At 60.4% G+C, this 20645-nt stretch carries 14 protein-coding genes; 9 read left to right on the top strand and 5 right to left on the bottom strand.

Annotated elements, in window-relative coordinates:
* Positions 1-16 precede the first annotated feature (16 nt).
* Positions 17-1714: an AMP-binding protein gene (locus BLU63_RS31995; RefSeq protein ID WP_083377181.1), complete on the top strand. Its 1698-nt coding sequence runs from the start codon at positions 17-19 to the stop codon at positions 1712-1714.
* Positions 1715-2325: 611 nt separating this feature from the next.
* Here the strand turns inward: BLU63_RS31995 and BLU63_RS31990 are convergent.
* The 3 genes from BLU63_RS31990 to BLU63_RS31980 all read right to left on the bottom strand — a co-directional run bounded on the left by BLU63_RS31990 (position 2326) and on the right by BLU63_RS31980 (position 4912).
* Entirely contained in the window at positions 2326-3225 is a 900-nt protein-coding gene (locus BLU63_RS31990; RefSeq protein WP_077749761.1) for a hydroxymethylglutaryl-CoA lyase, read from the bottom strand.
* Between the two features lie 149 nt (positions 3226-3374).
* The gene (locus tag BLU63_RS31985; RefSeq protein ID WP_010458788.1) at positions 3375-3776 is read right to left on the bottom strand and encodes a MerR family transcriptional regulator; all 402 of its coding nucleotides are present in this window, start codon (positions 3774-3776) and stop codon (positions 3375-3377) included.
* Between the two features lie 206 nt (positions 3777-3982).
* On the bottom strand, positions 3983-4912 hold the full coding sequence (locus tag BLU63_RS31980) for a LysR family transcriptional regulator (protein WP_008148497.1): 930 nt from the start codon (positions 4910-4912) through the stop codon (positions 3983-3985).
* A 153-nt stretch (positions 4913-5065) separates the two neighbouring features.
* Here BLU63_RS31980 and BLU63_RS31975 point away from each other — a divergent pair, with 153 nt between their 5' ends.
* Positions 5066-6295, top strand: a complete 1230-nt coding sequence (locus tag BLU63_RS31975; protein WP_010458791.1) for an acyl-CoA dehydrogenase — start codon at positions 5066-5068, stop codon at positions 6293-6295.
* A gap of 114 nt (positions 6296-6409) precedes the next feature.
* Here the strand turns inward: BLU63_RS31975 and BLU63_RS31970 are convergent, their stop codons facing one another.
* Positions 6410-7750, bottom strand: a complete 1341-nt coding sequence (locus BLU63_RS31970) for a substrate-binding domain-containing protein (RefSeq protein ID WP_083377180.1) — start codon at positions 7748-7750, stop codon at positions 6410-6412.
* Positions 7751-7943: 193 nt separating this feature from the next.
* A complete protein-coding gene (gene xthA / locus BLU63_RS31965; RefSeq protein ID WP_010458795.1) occupies positions 7944-8756 on the bottom strand; it encodes an exodeoxyribonuclease III in 813 nt (270 codons plus the stop codon).
* A gap of 330 nt (positions 8757-9086) precedes the next feature.
* On the opposite strand from xthA, the gene BLU63_RS31955 reads away from it, so the two are divergent.
* The 7 genes from BLU63_RS31955 to BLU63_RS31925 all read left to right on the top strand — a co-directional run bounded on the left by BLU63_RS31955 (position 9087) and on the right by BLU63_RS31925 (position 20270).
* Positions 9087-9737 (top strand): GNAT family N-acetyltransferase, encoded by a 651-nt coding sequence (locus tag BLU63_RS31955; protein ID WP_010458800.1) that lies wholly within the window; start codon positions 9087-9089, stop codon positions 9735-9737.
* A 76-nt stretch (positions 9738-9813) separates the two neighbouring features.
* On the top strand, positions 9814-11541 hold the full coding sequence (locus BLU63_RS31950; protein ID WP_077749765.1) for an autotransporter assembly complex protein TamA: 1728 nt from the start codon (positions 9814-9816) through the stop codon (positions 11539-11541).
* The gene (locus tag BLU63_RS31945) at positions 11538-15206 is read left to right on the top strand and encodes a translocation/assembly module TamB domain-containing protein (protein WP_083377178.1); all 3669 of its coding nucleotides are present in this window, start codon (positions 11538-11540) and stop codon (positions 15204-15206) included. Before BLU63_RS31950 ends, BLU63_RS31945 begins: the two co-directional genes overlap by 4 nt.
* Before the next feature lie 249 nt (positions 15207-15455).
* Positions 15456-15929: a MarR family winged helix-turn-helix transcriptional regulator gene (locus tag BLU63_RS31940; RefSeq protein WP_010458806.1), complete on the top strand. Its 474-nt coding sequence runs from the start codon at positions 15456-15458 to the stop codon at positions 15927-15929.
* On the top strand, positions 15926-17395 hold the full coding sequence (locus tag BLU63_RS31935) for an efflux transporter outer membrane subunit (RefSeq protein WP_083377177.1): 1470 nt from the start codon (positions 15926-15928) through the stop codon (positions 17393-17395). The genes BLU63_RS31940 and BLU63_RS31935 overlap by 4 nt, the downstream gene beginning before the upstream one ends.
* Positions 17396-17410: 15 nt before the next feature.
* Positions 17411-18613: an HlyD family secretion protein gene (locus BLU63_RS31930; protein WP_083377176.1), complete on the top strand. Its 1203-nt coding sequence runs from the start codon at positions 17411-17413 to the stop codon at positions 18611-18613.
* 127 nt (positions 18614-18740) lie between these two features.
* A complete protein-coding gene (locus BLU63_RS31925) occupies positions 18741-20270 on the top strand; it encodes a DHA2 family efflux MFS transporter permease subunit (protein WP_077749769.1) in 1530 nt (509 codons plus the stop codon).
* Positions 20271-20645: the final 375 nt, after the last annotated feature.

Here is a 20645-nt window from a genome sequence, read left to right as displayed (position 1 = left end):
GACAATAGGGGTCGTCATGGATCAACCCAGTGCAAGCCCGCAGCGCAGCTATACCCGTGGTTCCCAGGAAAAAGCCTTACTGGCGATGACCATCGGTCAAGCATTCGACAACACCGTCGCGCAATACCCGGCCGGGGAGGCGCTGGTCGTGCGCCATCAACAGTTGCGCTACACCTGGCAGCAACTGGCCCAGGCTGTCGACCTGCACGCCAGAGCTCTGTTGGCGCTCGGCTTGCAGACCGGTGACCGCCTCGGTATCTGGGCACCGAATTGCGCGCAGTGGTGCATCAGCCAATTTGCCAGCGCGAAAATCGGTGTGATCCTGGTCAACATCAACCCGGCCTACCGCAGCTCCGAACTTGAATACGTGTTGAAGCAATCCGGCTGCCAATGGCTGGTCTGCGCCGGTGCGTTCAAGACCTCCGACTACCACGGGATGCTGCAGGGCCTGGTGCCTGAGCTGGCGGAGCAATCCATCGGAAAGCTGCACAGCGAACGTCTGCCAGACTTGCGCGGCGTCATCAGTCTGGATGCACAACCCCCGTCGGGCTTCCTGCCGTGGTCGCAACTGGGCGATCTCGCCGCCAGCGTGTCCGCCGAACAATTGCGTGAGCGCCAGGACAGCCTGCATTTCGATCAGGCGGTGAACATCCAGTACACCTCCGGCACCACCGGTTTCCCGAAAGGCGCGACCCTCAGTCACTACAACATTCTCAACAACGGGTACATGGTCGGCGAAAGCCTCGGGCTGACGGCCCATGACCGCCTGGTGATCCCGGTGCCGTTGTATCACTGCTTCGGCATGGTCATGGGCAATCTCGGCTGCATCACCCACGGCAGCACCATGATCTACCCCAACGATGCGTTCGACCCGCTGCTGACCCTGACCACGGTGGCCGAAGAAAAAGCCACTGCACTCTACGGCGTGCCGACCATGTTCATCGCCATGCTCGATCACCCGCAACGTGCCGACTTCGATCTGTCGAGCCTGCGCACCGGGATCATGGCCGGGGCGACCTGTCCGATCGAGGTCATGCGCCGGGTCATCAATGAAATGCACATGAGCGAAGTGCAGATTGCCTACGGCATGACGGAAACCAGCCCCGTGTCGTTGCAGACCGGTCCATCGGACGAGTTGGAACTGCGCGTCACCACCGTCGGCCGGACTCAGCCGCAGCTGGAAAGCAAGATCATCGACGAGGCCGGCAACCTGGTGCCGCGTGGCACCATCGGCGAACTCTGCACCCGCGGTTACAGCGTGATGCTCGGTTACTGGAACAACCCGCAAGGCACCGCTGAAGCCATCGATCAGGCGGGCTGGATGCACTCCGGCGACCTGGCGAGCATGAATGATGAGGGTTACGTGTGCATCGCCGGGCGCAACAAGGACATGATCATCCGCGGCGGTGAGAATGTTTACCCCCGTGAGCTGGAAGAGTTCTTTTTCACCCATCCGGCGGTGGCGGACGTGCAAGTGATCGGAATTCCGTGTTCGCGCTATGGCGAAGAGATTGTCGCCTGGATCAAATTCCACCCGGGCCACAGTGCGACAGAACAAGAGCTGCAAGCGTGGTGCAAGGAACGCATCGCGCACTTCAAGACGCCGCGTTACTTCAAGTTCGTGGAAGAGTTTCCGATGACCGTGACCGGTAAGATCCAGAAATTCCGGATGCGCGAGATCAGTATCGAAGAATTGCGCGAAAAGCAGGTCTGACAAATTCGCCCTTGTGGGAGCCAGCAGGCTGGCTCTCACAAGGGACGGTGGTGAAAACCTGGATTGCAGAAAGCACAAAGGGGAGCCGAGGCTCCCCTTTAATTTTCGTCGCACGTGCTCTTTTTTTATTATTGAGGGGCGGTCTGTTGTTGTTTTTAGTGACCGTGACCCTTTACCGCTGTTTTTGTCGATCCCCATCCGGGATCAAGAGCAAACGTATTTTTTTGAGCGCTGATCTACTTTTTCGCTGAGCGATCCAACCAGTTCGGGAGCTACCTGAAGGTAGTTTTATTGTTCTCTGCCCGGTTGCGGGTTACTCCGAAAAGCACCCTGAAAAGCACATCCTCTCCAAAAAAATCTGTTAGCTGCGTCTCTGCCGTGTTGTTTTTGTTATGTCAGAGTCGTTACGTCTTATTTTTATTGGGTTTGCCGCTTTTTTTGTTCTTGTTATGCAGTAGAGATAGCAGAAGCCGTGCCAACTTTAAAAAATCCTTACAAATCAACTATTTAACTTTTTGTGAGATTTTTCCTTCGGATGAAACCAGACAATTTGTTTCCGTGTTACTCGCTTGTGCCCCACGTTTCAGGCACAGCGGTAACACCCGCACGCCTCACTGTGCGCTGCGAGCCTTGGCCACGCGCGAACCGGTCGGTCGCCCCAGCACGGAGCAAATCTGCTGGCCGGCCAAAATCAGAGCGTCCAGATCAATGCCGGTCTCAATACCGAGGCCGTTGAGCAGGTAAACCACGTCTTCGGTGGCGACGTTACCGCTGGCGCCCTTGGCGTAAGGGCAGCCGCCGAGACCGGCGATGGAGCTGTCGAACACCGCGATACCCTCCAGCAGGCTGGCATAGATGTTGGCCATGGCCTGGCCATAAGTGTCGTGGAAGTGCCCGGCCAGTTTTTCACGCGGCACTTGGGCCGAAACCACCTCGAACATCTTGCGGGTCGCGCCGGCGGTGCCGGTGCCGATGGTGTCACCCAGGGAGACTTCATAGCAGCCCATCGCGTAAAGCTCGCGGGCGACGTGGGCGACTTGTTCGGGAGCGACGTTACCTTCGTAAGGACAGCCCAGCACGCAGGACACGTAGCCACGCACACTGACGCCGTGTTGCCTGGCCGCATCCATGATCGGCACGAAGCGCGCCAGGCTTTCGCTGATCGAGCAATTGATGTTGCGTTGCGAAAACGCTTCGGAGGCCGCGGCGAACACCGCGACTTCCTTGACCCCGGCCGCGATTGCATCCTCAAACCCGCGCAGGTTGGGGGCGAGTGCGCCATAGGTCACACCCGGTTTGCGCTGGATTTGCGCAAAGACGTCGGCGGAGCCGGCCATTTGCGGCACCCACTTGGGTGAAACGAAACTGCCGACTTCGATATAGCCAAGGCCCGCAGCGGTCAGCGCGTCGACCAGTTGCACCTTGTCCGCAACGCTGATGGGTTGGGCTTCGTTCTGCAGGCCATCACGGGGACCGACTTCGACCAAACGTACATAAGAGGGTAGGGACATGGGAATCGACCTGCTGTAATTGTCTGAATGTTCAGCGAATCCCGTAGGAGCGAAGCTTGCTCGCGAACGCGGTTATGTCATTCAACGTTGGTGTCGACTGATGTGGCGCTTTCGCGAGCAAGCTTCGCTCCTACAAGTATCCGGAATGTTTATTGAGCGGGTTGCTGGCTCTTGATCGTCTGCTCCAGCGCCTGGGTGCAGCGCTCCTGCGCGGTGTCCAGTTCCAGTTTCATCTGCTCGATGTCGAGCATCTGCTGCTCCAGCTGTTCGCGGCGCTCGGCGATCTTGCTCAGCATGGTTTGCAGCTGTTTCTGGTTGCCGCCGGTGGGGTCGTAAAGTTCGATCAGCTCGCGGCATTCAGCCAAGGAAAAGCCAATGCGCTTGCCCCGCAGGATCAGCTTCAGACTGACCTTGTCACGGGGCGTATACACACGTTCCTGGCCACGGCGCTCAGGGCTGAGCAGGCCTTGCTCTTCATAAAAGCGAATGGCCCGCGTGGTGATGTCGAGCTCGCGGGCGAGGTCTGAAATGCTATAGGTCTGGCTGCTCATGGAAGCGCTCGAAGAAGGTCATGGCGCTAAGCTAATGGCAGGTTGACGTTTACGTCAAGGGGCGTGAATTGCTGGTGTCCTTGCTGGCCTCTTCGCGAGCAGGCTCGCTCCCACATTGGATCTGCAAGGAACACAACATCTGTGTGTGCAGAGATCCCTGTGGGAGCGAGGCTTGCCCGCGAAGAACGATGACGCGGTCCGGAGCCTTACACCTTATCGAGCTTCTTCTCATGCGCCGTCACTTGCTGGCACAACTCGATCATCTGTTCGCGCATCCAGCGGTTGGCCGGGTCCTGGTCAGTGCTTTCGTGCCAGTAGAGGTGCGTTTCCACCGGCGGCACGTCGTTGACCGGCAGGTTCACCGAATACAGGTCATGACGACGGGCGAAGCGCTCCGGCACGGTCATGACCATGTCGGTCTGCTGCAACACCTGGGACGCCATCAGATAATGCTGGGAGCGCAGGGCAATCTTGCGCTGGATGCCCATTTTCCCCAGGGCCAGGTCGACGTGACCCAGACCGCTGCGGCGGCTGGAGATATGAATGTGCGTCAGCGACAGATAATCATCGAGGGTGAATTTCTCCTTGCCCGCCAGCGGATGGCCCTTGCGCATGGCGCAGACGTAGCGGTCTTCCATCAACTTGACGTGACGCACCTGCGGGTCAGTGTTGAGTGGCGCATCCACGGCGAAATCGAGACGCCCGGCCGCCAGTTCCTTGGTGGTCTCGCGGCGCTTGGACAGAAAGCTTTCGATGATCACCGTCGGCGCCAGGCGGCGCAGGCGCTGGAACAGCGGTGGCAGAATCACCGCTTCGGTCAGGTCGGTCATGCTGATGCGATACGTCTTGACCGCTTGCAGCGGGTTGAAAATCCGGCTTTCCTGCACCGACACCCGCAGCAGGGAGAGCGCGTTACGCACCGGTCCGATGATGTTTTGCGCCATCGGTGTCGGCACCATGCCTTGCGCCGTACGCACGAACAATGGGTCGTTGAAGGTCTCGCGCAGGCGGGCCAGAGCGTTCGAGACGGCTGGCTGAGTAATGCCGACAATCTGCCCGGCTCGGGTCAAATTGGCTTCGGTGTAGATCGCGTCGAAGACGATGAAAAGGTTGAGGTCGACCTTGCTCAGATTCATTGCGCTGCACTCTTATTGTTGGTTCTCAATCAGCCGATCATATATCGGTGATGAATGTTAATACACGCCGAGAATAGGCTAGGTAAATTATCAACGCTGTTCTAGCATCGATGCATGACCTAAAACAACCTCTGCCCAAGAAGGTAATTGCTCATGGATTTCGCTTATTCGCCCAAGGTTCAGGAACTGCGTGAGCGCGTGACCGCGTTCATGGACACTTACGTTTATCCCGCCGAAGCCGTGTTCGAGCGCCAGGTCGCCGAAGGCGATCGCTGGCAGCCGACCGCGATCATGGAGGAGCTCAAACTCAAGGCCAAGGCCGAAGGGTTGTGGAATCTGTTTCTGCCTGAGTCCGAACTCGGTGCCGGCCTGACCAACCTCGAATACGCGCCATTGGCGGAAATCATGGGCCGCTCGCTGCTCGGTCCTGAGCCCTTCAACTGCTCCGCACCGGACACCGGCAACATGGAAGTGCTGGTGCGTTACGCCAACGAAGAACAGAAACAACGCTGGCTCGAACCGCTGCTGCGCGGCGAGATCCGCTCCGCGTTCGCCATGACCGAACCGGACGTTGCTTCGTCCGACGCCACCAACATGGCTGCCCGCGCTGTGCGTGACGGCGACGAGTGGGTGATCAACGGTAAAAAGTGGTGGACCTCAGGCGCCTGCGACCCGCGCTGCAAGATTCTGATCTTCATGGGCCTGAGCAATCCTGACGCGCCACGCCACGCCCAGCACTCGATGATCCTGGTGCCGGTGGATGCCCCGGGAGTGAAGATCGTTCGTCCGTTGCCGGTGTTCGGCTACGACGACGCGCCTCACGGCCACGCCGAAGTGCTGTTTGAAAACGTTCGCGTGCCGTATGAAAACGTCCTGCTGGGCGAGGGACGCGGCTTCGAAATCGCCCAGGGTCGCCTTGGCCCGGGTCGGATTCACCACTGCATGCGCTCGATCGGCATGGCCGAGCGTGCGCTGGAGTTGATGTGCAAACGTGCAGTGAGCCGCACCGCGTTCGGTAAACCGTTGGCACGCCTGGGCGGCAACATCGACAAGATCGCCGACTCGCGGATGGAAATCGACATGGCACGCCTGCTGACATTGAAAGCGGCGTACATGATGGACACCGTCGGTAACAAGGTGGCGAAGAGCGAGATCGCGCAGATCAAAGTCGTCGCGCCGAACGTGGCCCTGCGGGTGATCGATCGGGCCATCCAGATGCATGGCGGGGCAGGGGTTTCCAACGATTTCCCGCTGGCCTATATGTATGCGATGCAACGCACTCTGCGCCTGGCCGATGGCCCGGACGAAGTGCACCGCGCGGCAATCGGCAAGTTCGAGATCGGCAAGTACGTGCCGAAAGAGATGATGCGTAGCGGGCAGTAAAACAGCGTCATCGTTCTTCGCGGGCAAGCCCCGCTCCTACAGGGATCACTATTCTCTGTGGTAGCGAGGTTTGCCCGCGAAGGCGTCGACCCATTCAACACAGCAACATCTGACTCAATACACCCAAACCTCAACCCGCCGATTCTTGATCCGCCCCTCATCCGCGCTATTCGCCGCCACCGGCATTTCGGCGCCAAAGCCGCGAATCTCGCGAAACACCACGCCGCTTTTCACCAGTTCCCGCCGCACCGCCATGGCCCGCAGTTTCGATAATAGATCGGCACGCGCCGGATCGCTCTTGGCATCACCAAATCCCACCAGCGTCACCTGCCGATTGGTTTTATCGTGCTGCTTTATATAGTCGAGCACCCGCGACAAGTCTTGTCGGGCCTTGTTGTCCAGCGTCGCGCTGCCTTCCTCGAAACGGAAATTCACCGACAGCCGCTGGGCGTGGCGACTTAGCGCCTGATATCCCTCGGGCATCAGTGCATTTGGCGTAACCGTCATGGCCTGGACGGTCTGCGCGATAAAACCATTGGCTGCGACGATTTCCTGCCCTTTGCTGCTTTGCGCGAACGCCACCAGCGCTTGTGCCCAAGGATTTTTCCCGGTGGGCGGCAGGTAAAAGAACAGCCGCCGGGACAGCGGATAGTCTTCCGTGGCAATAAGGTTGTTGAGCGGCAGCATGGCCTGGGATTGGCCATCGGCAATCGCCACGGCTTTGGCCTGGCGCACGTAGGGCAAACCGATAAAACCGATGCCTTGCCGATCCAGACTGACGGCGTCGGACAATTGCTCGCTGGATTCGAAGCGTTTCGCGGCGCTGTTGAGCGTTTTCCCGCGGCGGCTGAGGACCAATTCCTTGAAGGTGTCGTAGGTGCCCGATTGGTCATCCCGCGCATACAGGTGAATTGTCCCGCCGCTGCCACCGAGCTCTTCCCAGGTTTTTGCCTCACCGCTGAAAATTCGCGCCAATTGGTCGGTGCTGAGCTGGTTCAGCGGATTTTGCGGATGGAGGATGATCGCCAGGCCATCGATGGCGATGACTTGTTCGGCGCCGGGGCTTTTGAAGTCGCCCAGGGTTTTGAGCTCGACTCGTTCGCTGTCCTTGATCGGGCGTGACGAGGCGGCGAGGTCGGCGGATGCGGTTTTGAGGGCGCTGAACCCGGTGCTGGAACCATGAGCCGCGACGTCCACTATCACCCGTCGTCCCTGAACCGTTTCGCCGACGATACGTTGTTCGTTGGCTTTGTCCGGGACTTCACTGCGGACCTTGAGCAAGCCTTGTTCGCGCATCAGTCCTTCGACCAGCGCCGGCCCCAACGCGGCGCCGATGGTGTTGGAACCCTGGATGCGCAGGACGGGGCTGTTTTCGGGCGTCGGCAGATCGCCCGCTGAGGCGGTGAAGGGCAAACAGGCACACAGCGTCAACAGGAACGATCTGCACAGCGTCATGCCGGCACCTTGTTTGGCCAAAGGAAGTGCCGGGAGAATAAGTCAGTGAGATTTCTAAAAGATGACAGTCACTGGATGTGGGAGCGAGCCTGCTCGCGATGAGGGCTTAACAGTCAACACTTGTATTGAATGTAAGTCTGCTATCGCGAGCAGGCTCGCTCCCACAATTTGATCTGTGTAAAGCCTGGGGGAGTCAGCTCAACTCAAGCCAGATCGGCGCATGATCCGATGGTTTTTCCATCCCACGCAGTTCGTAGTCCACTCCCGCATCCTTGACGCGCGGCAACAACCCATGGGACGCCATGATCAGGTCAATCCGCAGCCCGCGCTTGGGTTCGTCTTCAAAACCGCGGCTGCGGTAGTCGAACCAGCTGAACCGGTCGGCCACGTCCGGGTTCAAGTGACGGAAACTGTCGACCAGGCCCCAGTTCTTCAAGCGGGCCATCCACTCGCGTTCTTCCGGCAGAAAGCTGCATTTTCCGGTTTTCAGCCAGCGTTTCATGTTGTCCGGGCCGATGCCGATGTCGCAGTCTTCCGGAGAAATGTTCACGTCGCCCATCACCACCACTGGCTGTTCATTGCTGAACTGGCTTTCCAGCAACTGCTGCAGGTCGCCGTAGAAACGCTCCTTGGCCGGGAACTTGGTGGGGTGATCGCGGCTTTCGCCCTGTGGGAAATAGCCGTTCATGATGGTCACCGGCACGCCATTGGCGTCGGCGAACGTGCCCCAGATGAAGCGTCGTTGGGCCTCTTCGTCGTCGGTGGCGAAGCCTTTATGCAGGGCAATCGGTTCTTTACGCGAGAGCAGTGCGACGCCGTAATGGCCTTTCTGCCCGTGGAAATACACGTGATAACCCAGCGCCTGTACCTCGGCCAACGGGAACTGGTCGTCGTGAACCTTGGTTTCCTGCAGCCCGATCACGTCCGGCTGGTGCTTGTCGATCAGCGCCGCCAGCTGATGCGGGCGAGCGCGCAGCCCGTTGATGTTGAAGGAGACGATCTTCATGGTCGGCAGTCCTGGCAAAAGGGCGATGCTAGCTGACCTGTGGGAATCGGGCCAGTGTTGGGGTGAGGGGATTCACTGTGTTTTGTCAGATCTGTATTGGCAGTCAGGGCCTCATCGCGGGCAAGCCACGCCTGCAAGGTTCTCCAGCGGACACAAATTTTGTGTACGCCACAGAACCTGTGGGCGCGTGGCTTGCCCGCGATGAGGCCCGTCCAGTCGATGAAGAGCCCGCCTTGGTCTATACCTGTGGGGGAACTGTATTGCCACCCAAAGGCTCGTACCAATAAGAGCGCCGCCATTTTGAGCAGCGCCCCGGGGAGATCTACCGTTATGCCCGAAACCTCGACCGCCATTGCCGATATCCACATGCTCGACAGCGGCTACGCCCACGAAGCGCGCTCCCTGCTTTACCACGCTTACCGGCACGAACCGACCTTCGGCTATTTGTTCGAGGCCGAACGTCCCGGCTATGAGCATCGTGTGCGAGCGACCGTGCGGGAACTGGTCAAACAACACTTTCTTCAGGATCTGCCGGCCATCGGCCTGCTGGTCAACGACCGCCTGATCGGCATCGCCCTGATCGCTCCACCGCAACGTCGATTGGGCATCACCGAAAGCTGGGCCTGGCGCCTGCGCATGGTGCTCAGCGCCGGTTTTCGTTGTACCCGTCGTTACCTCGATTACCACGCTGCTGTTGCCGCTTGTGTGCCGTCCGACTCGGTGCATGTCCTGCCGTTGCTGGGGATTCACCCGCAGTTCCAGGGCAAACACTTCGGCGAGCAACTGCTGCAAGCGGTGCATAACTGGTGTGCCGTGGATGAAACCTCCCAGGGTGTGATTCTGGACACCGGGAATCCTCGTTATCTGGAGTTCTATAAGCGTCAGGGCTACGAGGAAATCGGCGAGGTAGCGGTAGGACCGATCCGCGAACACGTATTTTTCCACGCCAATCCCCAGGTGTTACAAACAGCAACGGCATAAACGTAAACTTTCGGTAGAACTTTCACTGCATGCCAGGCTCTATCACGCTCCCAAGCTCGTGATAGCATCCGCGCCTATGAAGTTTCCAGGAAGAATTACCAGTGGCGTGCTGATGCTGTTCACCAGCTGCGCGGCACTGGCGCAAAGTGAATTGGATGTGCGGATCAAACCGTCCAACGATGAACTGAAAGCCAATATAGAGGGCTATATCGGCAGCCTCGGCGATCGTGACGAAGAAGCCTTGCTGCGCTTCAGTCGTGGCGCCGAGGAACAGGCGCGCAAGGCCGCCCAGGCGTTGGGGTATTACCAGCCGCAGATCGACAGCGACGTGAAGGGCGGCGAGACGCCGCGCCTGATCCTCAACATCGATCCTGGCGAGCCGGTGCATTTGCGCAATGTCACGATTCGCGTCGACGGCCCGGCGGCCTCGCTCAAATCCTTTCGTGTCCCCAAAAGCGCTGCGCTGAAAACCGGCGCGGTGCTGAACCATGGCCGTTATGAAGACGCCAAGAAACTGATCCAGAATCAGGCCTCGCGTTATGGTTTCTTCAGCGGCCACTTCACGCATCAGACGTTGTCGGTGGACCCACGCGCCGGTGTCGCCGACATCGACCTCGTCTATGACAGCGGCCCGCGTTATGCCCTGGGCAAGGTCAGTTTCGAGGGAGACACGCCGTTCGACGAAGACTTGTTGCGGCGCATGGTGCCGTTCAAGGAAGGCGCACCCTATGACTCTGAACTGATTGCCGAACTCAATCAGGCGATGCAATCGAGCGGCTATTTCGAAAGCGTGCGGGTGGACGCGGCGCCGACGGCGTCCAAGAACGATGTGATCCCGGTCGACGTCAAGCTCGAAACCCGCAAACCACGGACCATGGGCCTGGGGCTGGGTTATTCCACCGACGTCGGTCCCCGGGTCAAGGCCAACTGGACCCGGCACTGGGTCAACCCGCAAGGGCACAGCTATGGCTGGGAGACCGAAATATCGGCGCCACGGCAGAACGTCGGGGTGTTCTACGACATTCCCCTGGACCCGCCGCTGACCGACAAATTGCGTTTTGCCGGTGGTTATCAAAACGAAGAAATCGCCGACAAGGACTCCCTGAGCAAACTCCTGACGGTTGGCCCCGAATGGCACAGCAAGTTGCCCAGTGGCTGGCAGCGCGTGGTGTCGCTCAAGTGGCAACGCGAGGAATACCGGCTCGGCGATGACTCCGGACTCAGTACCCTGCTGATGCCCGGCGTCAGTTATTCCTACCTGAAAAGCGACAACCGCATCGACCCGCACAATGGCTATCGCCTGGAATTCGAGAGCAAAGTGGCGAAGGAAGGCTTGGGGTCCGACAACAACCTGATCTACGGCACGGCGCTGGTCAAAGGCTTGACCACGGTCTTCGATAAACACCGTTTCCTCGGTCGGGTTCAGGTCGGCGGCAGCGCCACCAACGGCTACAAATCGATACCGCCGTCGTTGCGCTTTTTCGCCGGTGGCGATCAGAGCGTGCGCGGCTATGACTATCAAAGCCTGTCCCCGGAGAACTCCGACGGCGACCGCATCGGTGGCCGCTACATGATCACCGGCAGCGTCGAATATCAGTACTCCGTCGCCGAAAAATGGCGGGTCGCGACCTTCGTTGACCAGGGCAACTCCTTCAATACACTCGAACTGCCGAACCTCAAGACCGGCGTGGGCATCGGCGTGCGCTGGGTGTCCCCGGTGGGGCCGATTCGTCTCGACCTGGCCCACGCGATGGACGACGACGGCGGCATTCGACTGCACTTTTCCATGGGGCCCGAGCTGTGAAGCGTGGTTTGAAAATAACGCTGCTGGCGATTCCGGCGCTGCTGATGCTGGTCGTTCTGGCCGTGACCACGGTGCTGGGCACTGCGGCGGGCAGTCGCTGGGCGCTCGGCTGGGTGCCGGGCCTGACCGTGGAGAATTTCCAGGGCCGATTGGGCGGGCAGTGGAGTGCCGATCATCTGGTGTGGCAGCAGGACACCCGTCGGGTTGAGCTCAGCAAACCGATATTCGCCTGGTCGCCGTTGTGCCTGATGCGCATGACCTTGTGCATCGAGCAATTGAAGGCCGATCAGGTCAGCCTGCAATTCCCGCCGGGCAACGAAGAAGACAGCGGCGGGCCAATCACGCTCCCGGATCTGGATTTGCCCCTGGCGATCGAATTGGGTGATGTGCAAGTCGGCAGTCTGCTGTTCAACGGCAGCGAAGAACTCAAAGGCCTGCAACTGGCCGCGCACTGGACGGTGCAAGGCTTGCAGATCGACTCGGTGAAGTTGCAGCGTGACGAGCTCAGCCTGAACCTGTCAGGCCTGCTGCAACCCAGCGGCAACTGGCCGCTCAAGGCTGAAGGTACGTTGACCCTGCCGGCCCCCGAGCCTTGGAGCCTGGCGTTGAAGGTGGACGGCGACCTGCTGAAAACCCTGAACCTGAAAGCCGACAGCAGCGGTTACTTGAATGGCCAACTGACCGGCGAGCTGCAACCGCTGGTCGACAACCTTCCGGCCAAAGTACGGATCACCGCCGACGGCTTCAAACCCAGCGCCGACCTGCCGGACACCTTGCAACTCAATCAACTCGAGCTCACCGGTGACGGCGACCTGAAAAACGGTTACCAGTTGCTCGGCAAAGCCACGCTGCCCGCTGAAAAAGGCCCGGTGGCGCTGGTGCTGCAAGGCAAGGTCGATGCCAGCGGCGCGCAGATTGCTGCCCTCGACCTGACGGCCAACGACAAGCAATCACTCAAGCTCTCCGGCAACCTCGACTGGAGCAAAGGCCTGAGCGCCGACGCGAAGATCGACTGGCTGGATTTCCCGTGGCACCGTCTCTATCCGTTGATCGACGAGCCAGAAGTGGCGTTGCGCCGCTTCAACGGTGAAGTCTCCTACACCGACGGAAAATACATCGGTCACTTCAAATCAGCCCTCGATGGCCCGGCAGGTGCGTTCAGCCTCGAAAGCCCGTTCAGCGGCGACCTGACGAAAATCTATCTGCAACAGATTCAACTCGAAGCCGGGCAGGGCAAAGCCATCGGGCATCTGAACCTGCAGTTTGCCGATGGCATCGGCTGGGACACCGCGCTCGATCTGTCGGCGATCAACCCGGCGTATTGGGTCGCGGAGTTACCGGGTACGTTGGCCGGACCGTTGCGCAGCAAAGGCGAGATGAAGAATGAAAAACTCAGCCTGGACGCCGACCTCGACCTCAAAGGCAAACTGCGCGGCCAACCGGCGGTGATCCAGGCCAAGGCCGACGGCGGCGGTGAGCAATGGAACCTCAATGCGCTGCAAATCCGCCTCGGTGACAACAGCATCACCGGCAAGGGCAGTCTGCAACAGAAGCTCGCCGGGCAGATCGACATCAAGCTGCCACGTCTGGCCCAACTCTGGCCGCAACTGCGCGGACAGCTCAACGGGCGCATTGATGTCGCCGGCACGCTCAAGGCACCGCAAGGCAAGTTCGGGCTGCAAGGCACGCAGCTGGCTTTCGAAGACAATCGCCTGCAAAGCCTGAACCTGGACGCGACCCTCGATGGCGCGCAGCGGGCGAAAATCGACCTCAAAGGCAGCGGCATCCAGGCCGGCGACACCTCGCTGGGCACGCTGACCGCCAGCGGCCAGGGCGATATCAAAAACCAGAAACTCACCCTCGATCTGCAAGGGCCGAAGCTGAAACTGGCGCTCGGCCTGGACGGTAATCTGGACAAGGGCAACTGGCGCGGACGCCTGGCCAGCGGTGATATCCGGGCCGGCGGTCAGGACTGGAAGCTGCAAGGCCCGGCGAAACTTGAACGGCTGGCGGACGGCAAGATCAACTTCGGCGCCCATTGCTGGATGTCCGGCCCCGCCAGTCTGTGTGGCGAAGACCAGCGCCTGATGCCGGAACCGAAGCTGCGTTATCACCTCAAGCAATTCCCGATCGAAAGCCTCGCGCAATGGTTGCCGAAAGATTTCGCCTGGAAGGGCCGGCTCAATGCCGACCTGCAACTGGACCTGCCGGCCAGCGGCCCAAACGGCCAGATCAGCGTCGATGCCAGCGGCGGTACGTTGCGCATCAAGGAAAAGGATCAGTGGCTGGACTTCCCGTACCAGACCCTGAAGCTCACCAGCAAACTCACGCCCAAACGCATCGACACCGACCTCAATTTCGTCGGCGGCAAGCTCGGCGAACTGAGGGTGCAGGCGCAGATCAATCCGCTGCCGAAAAACAAACCGCTCACCGGCTCGTTCCGTCTCAGTGGCCTGGATCTGTCGGTGGCGCGGCCATTTGTGCCAATGGTCGAGAAACTCACCGGGCGCTTGAACGGCAGTGGCACGCTGTCCGGCGATCTGCTGGCACCGCAGGTGAACGGCAATCTGCTGCTCAGCGATGGCGAAGTGTCCGGGCCTGAATTGCCGATGGAGTTGCAGGGCTTGCAGCTTCAAGCGCAGATCGCCGGCGAAACGGTGCAGTTGAACGGCGGCTGGAAAAGCGGCAAGGCCGGGCAGGGCAGTCTCAACGGCCACATCGCCTGGGGCCAGGCGCTGGTGGTGGACCTGACGCTCAAGGGCTCACAGTTGCCCGTCACCGTCGAACCCTATGCCAAACTCGAAGTGGCGCCGGACCTGAAGATCTCGATAAAAGACGAGCAACTGGCGATCGCCGGCAAAGTGCGGGTGCCCAAGGGTGAAATCACCGTGCGCGAGTTGCCGCCGTCGACGGTCAAGGTTTCCGATGACACGGTGATCGTCGGCCAGCAGACCGAAGAGGGCAAACCGCCGCTGGCCATGAAAATGGACATCGACGTGGTGGTGGGTGAGGACAAACTCAGCTTCGCCGGGTTTGGCCTGACCGCCAACCTGCAAGGGCATGTGCACATTGGCGACAACATGGACACCCGAGGCGAACTCTGGCTCAACGACGGGCGTTACCGGGCGTACGGTCAGCGGCTGACGGTGCGGCGTGCGCGGCTGCTGTTCGCCGGCCCGATTGACCAGCCGTACCTGGACATCGAAGCCATTCGCCGGACCGACGACGTGATCGCCGGTATTCGCCTCAGCGGCAGCGCCGAGCAGCCGACCACGCAGATCTTCTCCGAGCCGGCCATGAGTCAGGAGCAGGCGTTGTCCTATCTGGTGCTGGGGCGTCCGCTAAGCACCAACGGTGAAGACAACAACATGCTGGCCCAGGCTGCGCTCGGGTTGGGGTTGATGGGCAGTTCGGGAGTGACCGGCAAACTGGCCAACGACCTGGGGATTCAGGATTTCCAGCTCGACACCCAGGGCAGCGGCAATACCACCAGCGTCGTGGCCAGCGGCAATATCTCCGAGAAGCTCAGCCTGCGCTATGGCGTGGGCGTGTTCGAGCCGGCCAACACCATTGCCTTGCGCTACAAGCTGAGCAAAAAGGTCTACCTCGAAGCCGCCGGCGGCGTGGCCAGTTCGCTGGACATCTTCTACAAGCGGGATTTCTAAAACCCCGTCTTCTCCCAAACCGAGTCGCTGCCATCGCGAGCAGGCTCGCTCCCACAGAGATCACACCGAACTCTGTGGGAGCGAGCCTGCTCGCGATGGGCGTGCTGCGGTCATCGATCCGGAGCAATTTTTTTCGTAAGCCATTTATCGACTAAATAGAAAGCTTCCTAACTATTACGTTGACATTCGCTGCCTAGGCAGTAACATCTTGTCATACATTCTCTGCCTAGGCAGCTAATTGGTGGCCAGATGAAACACTTCACCCCAGACGAATTCCACACGTGCCATCTCGGCCTCCTGCTCGGGCGCGCTGCGCTGCTCAAGGACCGGATCATCGACACGCACATGGAGCCCCACGGCATCACCGCCGCGCAGTTCAAAGTGCTGATCATCATGGCCCAGTTCGGCGTCGATACCCCGGCCGAGCTGTGCCGTCACCTGTCGCTGGACAGCGGTTCGATGACTCGCATGCTCGATCGTCTGGAACAGAAAGGTTTCCTCGCCCGCCAACGTTCCGAAGCGGATCGCCGTCAGGTGCAACTGGTGCTCACCGAGCAAGGCCAGCAATTGACCGACCGTCTGCCGGAGATCGGCGCCGACGCCATGAATGAACTGGCCGGCGCGATCACCCCGGATGAGCTGAAAACCCTGGAGCAGATCCTCAAGAAAATCCTTGTGGCAGCCGGTGACTCGATCACCTTGCTGCGGGTAGGTGACAAATGAGCAGTAAAACGCTGCGTGCCGGCCTGAGCCTGGTGCTGGCGGCCATGACCCTGGCCGGTTGTGCCAGTTACAGCGGCCTGAACACCGAAGGCGTCAGCCTTGATGCGAAAAACCTCAAGGCCGGGCAATCCCTCAGCGGCGTGACTCTGTCGCCCGCGGCCTGGCCGAAAAGCGACTGGTGGAAAAGCCTCGGTGACCCGCAACTCGATGGCCTGATCCGCGAAGCCCTGCACGACAGCCCCGACATGCAGATCGCCGACGCCCGCGCCCACCAGGCCAGCGCCGCCGCGTATGCCGCCGATGCCGCGCGGATGCCGACCCTCGATGCCAGCGCCGGAGTCAGCCGTTCGCGCCTGGCACGAGATCAAGACCCGAGCGGGCAGGGCGGTACGTATTCCACCGTGCGCAACATCGGCGCCAGTTTCAATTACAACTTCGACCTCTGGGGCGGTCAGCGGGATGCCTGGGAAGCTGCATTGGGCGAGGCCCGTGCGGCGGAAGTCGATCAGCAGGCCGCGCAGCTGACCTTGTCCGCCGACGTCGCCCGAGCCTATAGCGACCTGGGGCAGGCGCACATCGTCTATGACCTGGCCAATGAAGACCTCAAGCGCACCAAACAAATGCTTGAACTGAGCCAGCGCCGCCTGAGCTCGGGGATCGACAGCCAATACCAGTTCCAGCAAACCGAAAGCCTGGAAGCCAGCTCCGAAGCGAGCCTGATCGACGCCGAAAAACGCCTGCAAAGCGCAAAAATCGCCTTGGCCGTGCTGCTCGGCAAAGGCCCGGATCGCGGCAATGAAATCGCCCGGCCGAAGATCCTGCAAGCCAGCGCCGTGGCGTTGCCGTCGGTGTTGCCGGCCGAGCTGCTCGGTCGTCGTCCAGACCTGGTCGCCGCGCGCTGGCGGGTCGAGGCCGCGAGCAAGAACATCGCCGCCGGCAAGACCCAGTTCTACCCCAACCTCAACCTGAGCGCCGCGGCCGGTGCCGAGTCGTTGCTGGGGGATGCGATGTTTGGTTCGGCCAGCCGTTTCTTTAACGTTGCGCCGACTGTCTCCGTGCCGATTTTCGACGGCGGCCGCTTGCGTGCCGACCTCGATTCCCGCGACGCCGATTACGACCTCGCGGTGGCGCAGTACAACAAAAGCCTGGTGAAAGCCTTGGGTGATGTCAGTGACACCATCAACCAGTTGCGCGACATCGGCCGGCAGATCGGGGCGCAGCAACACGCCACCGACATTGCCCAGGATTCTTACAACACCGTGGTCCAGCGGTACGGTTCCGGCATCGGTAACTACCTGGACGTGCTCAGCATAGAGCAGCAATTGCTCCAGGCCCAGCGCCAGCTGGCCAACCTGAATGCCGAGCAGATCGACCTGTCGATCCAACTGATGCAGGCGCTGGGCGGCGGCTTCCAGGGCGAAACCCTGACCGCAGCCAACGCACTCCCAGCCACGCAGCACAATTAATTCAAGGTATTGGTCATGGCCACTGCAGAACACACACAAACCCCTGACAACACTCCTGACACCAGCAACCCGCGCAAACGCAAAGTCATGCTGGTGGTGCTCGCGATCGTGGTGATCCTCGCCGGTGTCGCCGTCTGGGGATATCACGAATTCTACGGGCGCTGGAATGAAAGCACCGACGACGCCTATGTGAACGGCAACGTGGTAGAAATCACCCCGCTGGTCACCGGCACTGTGGTCAGTATTGGCGCGGATGATGGCGACCTGGTCCATGAAGGCCAGGTGCTGATCAATTTCGACCCGAACGACGCCCAGGTCGGTCTGCAAAGTGCCCAGGCCAACCTGGCCCGCACCGTGCGTCAGGTGCGCGGTTTGTACAGCAACGTCGACGGCATGAAAGCCCAGGTCAACGCCCAGCAGGCGGAAGTACAGAAGGCTCAGGACAACTTCAATCGCCGGAAAAACCTCGCCGCTGGCGGGGCGATTTCCCAGGAAGAGCTGTCCCACGCTCGCGACGACCTGACCTCGGCGCAAAACGCCCTGGCCAACGCCAGACAGCAACTGAAAACCACCAGCGCCTTGGTGGATGACACCGTGGTCTCGTCGCACCCGGACGTGATGGCGGCGGCCGCGCAATTGCGTCAGGCCTACTTGAACAATTCCCGCAGCACCTTGATCGCGCCGGTCACCGGGTACGTGGCCAAACGCTCGGTACAACTGGGCCAGCGGGTCCAGCCGGGCACGGCGCTGATGGCGGTCATTCCGCTGGATCAGCTGTGGATCGACGCCAACTTCAAGGAAACCCAGCTGCGTGACATGCGCATCGGCCAACCGGTGGATATCGAAGCCGACCTCTACGGCAGCGACGTGAAGTTCAGCGGCACCATCGACAGCCTCGGCGCCGGTACCGGCAGCGCGTTTGCCTTGCTGCCGGCGCAGAACGCCACCGGTAACTGGATCAAGATCGTGCAGCGGGTGCCGGTGCGGATTCACATCAACGCCGAAGAACTGGCCAAGCATCCATTGCGGGTCGGCCTGTCGACTCAGGTCGATGTGAACCTGCGCGATCAGAGCGGCCCGGTGCTGGCGCAACAGCCGCCGCAAAAGGCGTCCTTCAGCACCAACGTCTACGACCGTCAGTTGGCCGAGGCCGACGCGATGATCACTCAGTTGATCCACGACAACAGCGCGGCGGCCAGTAAAACCGTCCAGCGCTGATACCTCCCCTGTGGGAGCGAGATTTTGTGGCGAGGGAGCTTGCTCCCTCGCCACAAAAGCTCGCTCCCACAGGGTCAGCGGCGCCCTTTGAAAGGCGCCGCGCCTGCCCAGCTTCAAGGGATTCACGATGAGCAATAACGCGTCTTTCACGCCGCCCAGCCTGCTGCTCAGCACCATCGGCCTGTCGCTGGCGACTTTCATGCAGGTGCTCGACACCACCATCGCCAACGTGGCACTGCCGACGATTTCCGGCAACCTGGGCGTGAGTTCGGAGCAGGGCACCTGGGTGATCACTTCGTTTGCGGTGAGCAATGCGATTGCGCTGCCGCTGACCGGCTGGCTCAGCCGCCGGTTTGGCGAGGTGAAGCTGTTTCTCTGGGCGACCATTTTGTTTGTGCTGGCCTCGTTTCTCTGCGGTATCTCGACCTCGATGCCAGAGCTGATTGGCTTCCGGGTGTTGCAAGGCCTGGTCGCCGGTCCGTTGTACCCGATGACCCAGACGCTGCTGATCGCGGTCTATCCGCCGGCCAGGCGCGGCATGGCCCTGGCATTGCTGGCGATGGTCACGGTGGTGGCGCCGATTGCCGGTCCGATCCTCGGCGGCTGGATTACCGACAGTTACAGCTGGCCGTGGATCTTCTTTATCAACGTGCCGATTGGCATTTTCGCGGTGATGGTGGTGCGCCAGCAACTCAAGGCGCGTCCGGTGGAAACCAGCCGCCAGCCGATGGACTACGTCGGGCTGATCACCTTGATCATCGGCGTCGGGGCGTTGCAGGTGATCCTCGACAAGGGCAATGACCTCGATTGGTTCGAGTCGAACTTCATCCTCATCGGCGCGGCGATTTCAGTGGTCGCGCTGGCGGTGTTCGTGATCTGGGAAATGACCGACAAGCACCCGGTGGTCAATCTGCGGCTGTTTGCGTATCGCAACTTCCGCATCGGCACCATCGTGTTGGTGTTGGGTTACGCCGGGTTCTTTGGCATCAACCTGATCCTGCCGCAATGGCTGCAAACCCAGATGGGTTACACGGCAACGTGGGCGGGGCTGGCGGTGGCGCCAATCGGGATTCTGCCGGTGCTGATGTCACCGTTTGTCGGCAAGTACGCGCACAAGTTCGACCTGCGGCTGCTGGCCGGACTGGCGTTCCTGGCGATTGGCCTGAGCTGCTTCATGCGCGCCGGGTTTACCAACGAAGTGGACTTCCAGCACATCGCGCTGGTGCAATTGTTCATGGGCATTGGCGTGGCGCTGTTCTTCATGCCGACCTTGAGCATTCTGATGTCCGACTTGCCACCGAGCCAGATCGCCGATGGCGCGGGCCTGGCAACGTTCCTGCGGACCTTGGGCGGCAGTTTTGCGGCGTCGCTGACCACGTGGATCTGGATTCGTCGGGCGGATCAGCATCATGCCTATATGAGCGAAAGCATCAGCACTTATGAGCCGGCGACACGCGAGGCACTGAATGCCCTGGGCGGGCCGAGCAACCCGGCGTATGCGCAGCTGGATCATGTGCTGACCAGTCAGGCATACATGCTCTCCACCGTGGATTACTTCACGTTGCTGGGTTGGGCATTCATGGGCTTGATCGTGATCGTGTGGCTGGCGAAACCGCCGTTTGCGGCGAAGGCGGGGCCGGCGGCCTCCGGCCACTAAGCCAAACATATTCCCCTGTGGGAGCGAGCCTGCTCGCGAAAGCGTCCTGTCAGTCAACATCTATCTCAACTGACACACCGCCATCGCGAGCAGGCTCACTCCCACAGGGCATTTTTCGGCGACACAGGATTTACGTCTCATGAAGATCAAAAATGTGGGAGCGAGCCTGCTCGCGATAGCGTCCTGTCAGTCAACATCTATCTCAACTGACACACTGCCTTCGCGAGCAGGCTCACTCCACCGGGTATTGTCGGCGACACATAATTTGCGTCTCATGAAGATCAAAAAGTAGGAGCGAGCCTGCTCGCGAAAGCGTCCTGTCAGTCAACATCTATCTCAACTGACACACCGCCTTCGCGAGCAGGCTCGCTCCCA

The sequence above is a fragment of the Pseudomonas mandelii genome (assembly GCF_900106065.1).
Classification (GTDB): Bacteria; Pseudomonadota; Gammaproteobacteria; order Pseudomonadales; family Pseudomonadaceae; genus Aquipseudomonas; species Aquipseudomonas mandelii.
Note: the sequence above shows the minus strand (reverse complement) of the source record. Positions and strands in the feature narration are given on the sequence as shown.

Bases quoted from the DNA above. Each gene is read 5' to 3' on its own strand.
- BLU63_RS31970 (WP_083377180.1), bottom strand. From the start codon at position 7,750: ATGACGCTGTGCAGATCGTTCCTGTTGACGCTGTGTGCCTGTTTGCCC.
- BLU63_RS31995 (WP_083377181.1), top strand. From the start codon at position 17: ATGGATCAACCCAGTGCAAGCCCGCAGCGCAGCTATACCCGTGGTTCC.
- BLU63_RS31985 (WP_010458788.1), bottom strand. From the start codon at position 3,776: ATGAGCAGCCAGACCTATAGCATTTCAGACCTCGCCCGCGAGCTCGAC.
- BLU63_RS31950 (WP_077749765.1), top strand. From the start codon at position 9,814: ATGAAGTTTCCAGGAAGAATTACCAGTGGCGTGCTGATGCTGTTCACC.
- xthA (WP_010458795.1), bottom strand. From the start codon at position 8,756: ATGAAGATCGTCTCCTTCAACATCAACGGGCTGCGCGCTCGCCCGCAT.
- BLU63_RS31980 (WP_008148497.1), bottom strand. From the start codon at position 4,912: ATGAATCTGAGCAAGGTCGACCTCAACCTTTTCATCGTCTTCGACGCG.
- BLU63_RS31975 (WP_010458791.1), top strand. From the start codon at position 5,066: ATGGATTTCGCTTATTCGCCCAAGGTTCAGGAACTGCGTGAGCGCGTG.
- BLU63_RS31925 (WP_077749769.1), top strand. From the start codon at position 18,741: ATGAGCAATAACGCGTCTTTCACGCCGCCCAGCCTGCTGCTCAGCACC.
- BLU63_RS31935 (WP_083377177.1), top strand. From the start codon at position 15,926: ATGAGCAGTAAAACGCTGCGTGCCGGCCTGAGCCTGGTGCTGGCGGCC.
- BLU63_RS31940 (WP_010458806.1), top strand. From the start codon at position 15,456: ATGAAACACTTCACCCCAGACGAATTCCACACGTGCCATCTCGGCCTC.
- BLU63_RS31990 (WP_077749761.1), bottom strand. From the start codon at position 3,225: ATGTCCCTACCCTCTTATGTACGTTTGGTCGAAGTCGGTCCCCGTGAT.
- BLU63_RS31930 (WP_083377176.1), top strand. From the start codon at position 17,411: ATGGCCACTGCAGAACACACACAAACCCCTGACAACACTCCTGACACC.
- BLU63_RS31955 (WP_010458800.1), top strand. From the start codon at position 9,087: ATGCCCGAAACCTCGACCGCCATTGCCGATATCCACATGCTCGACAGC.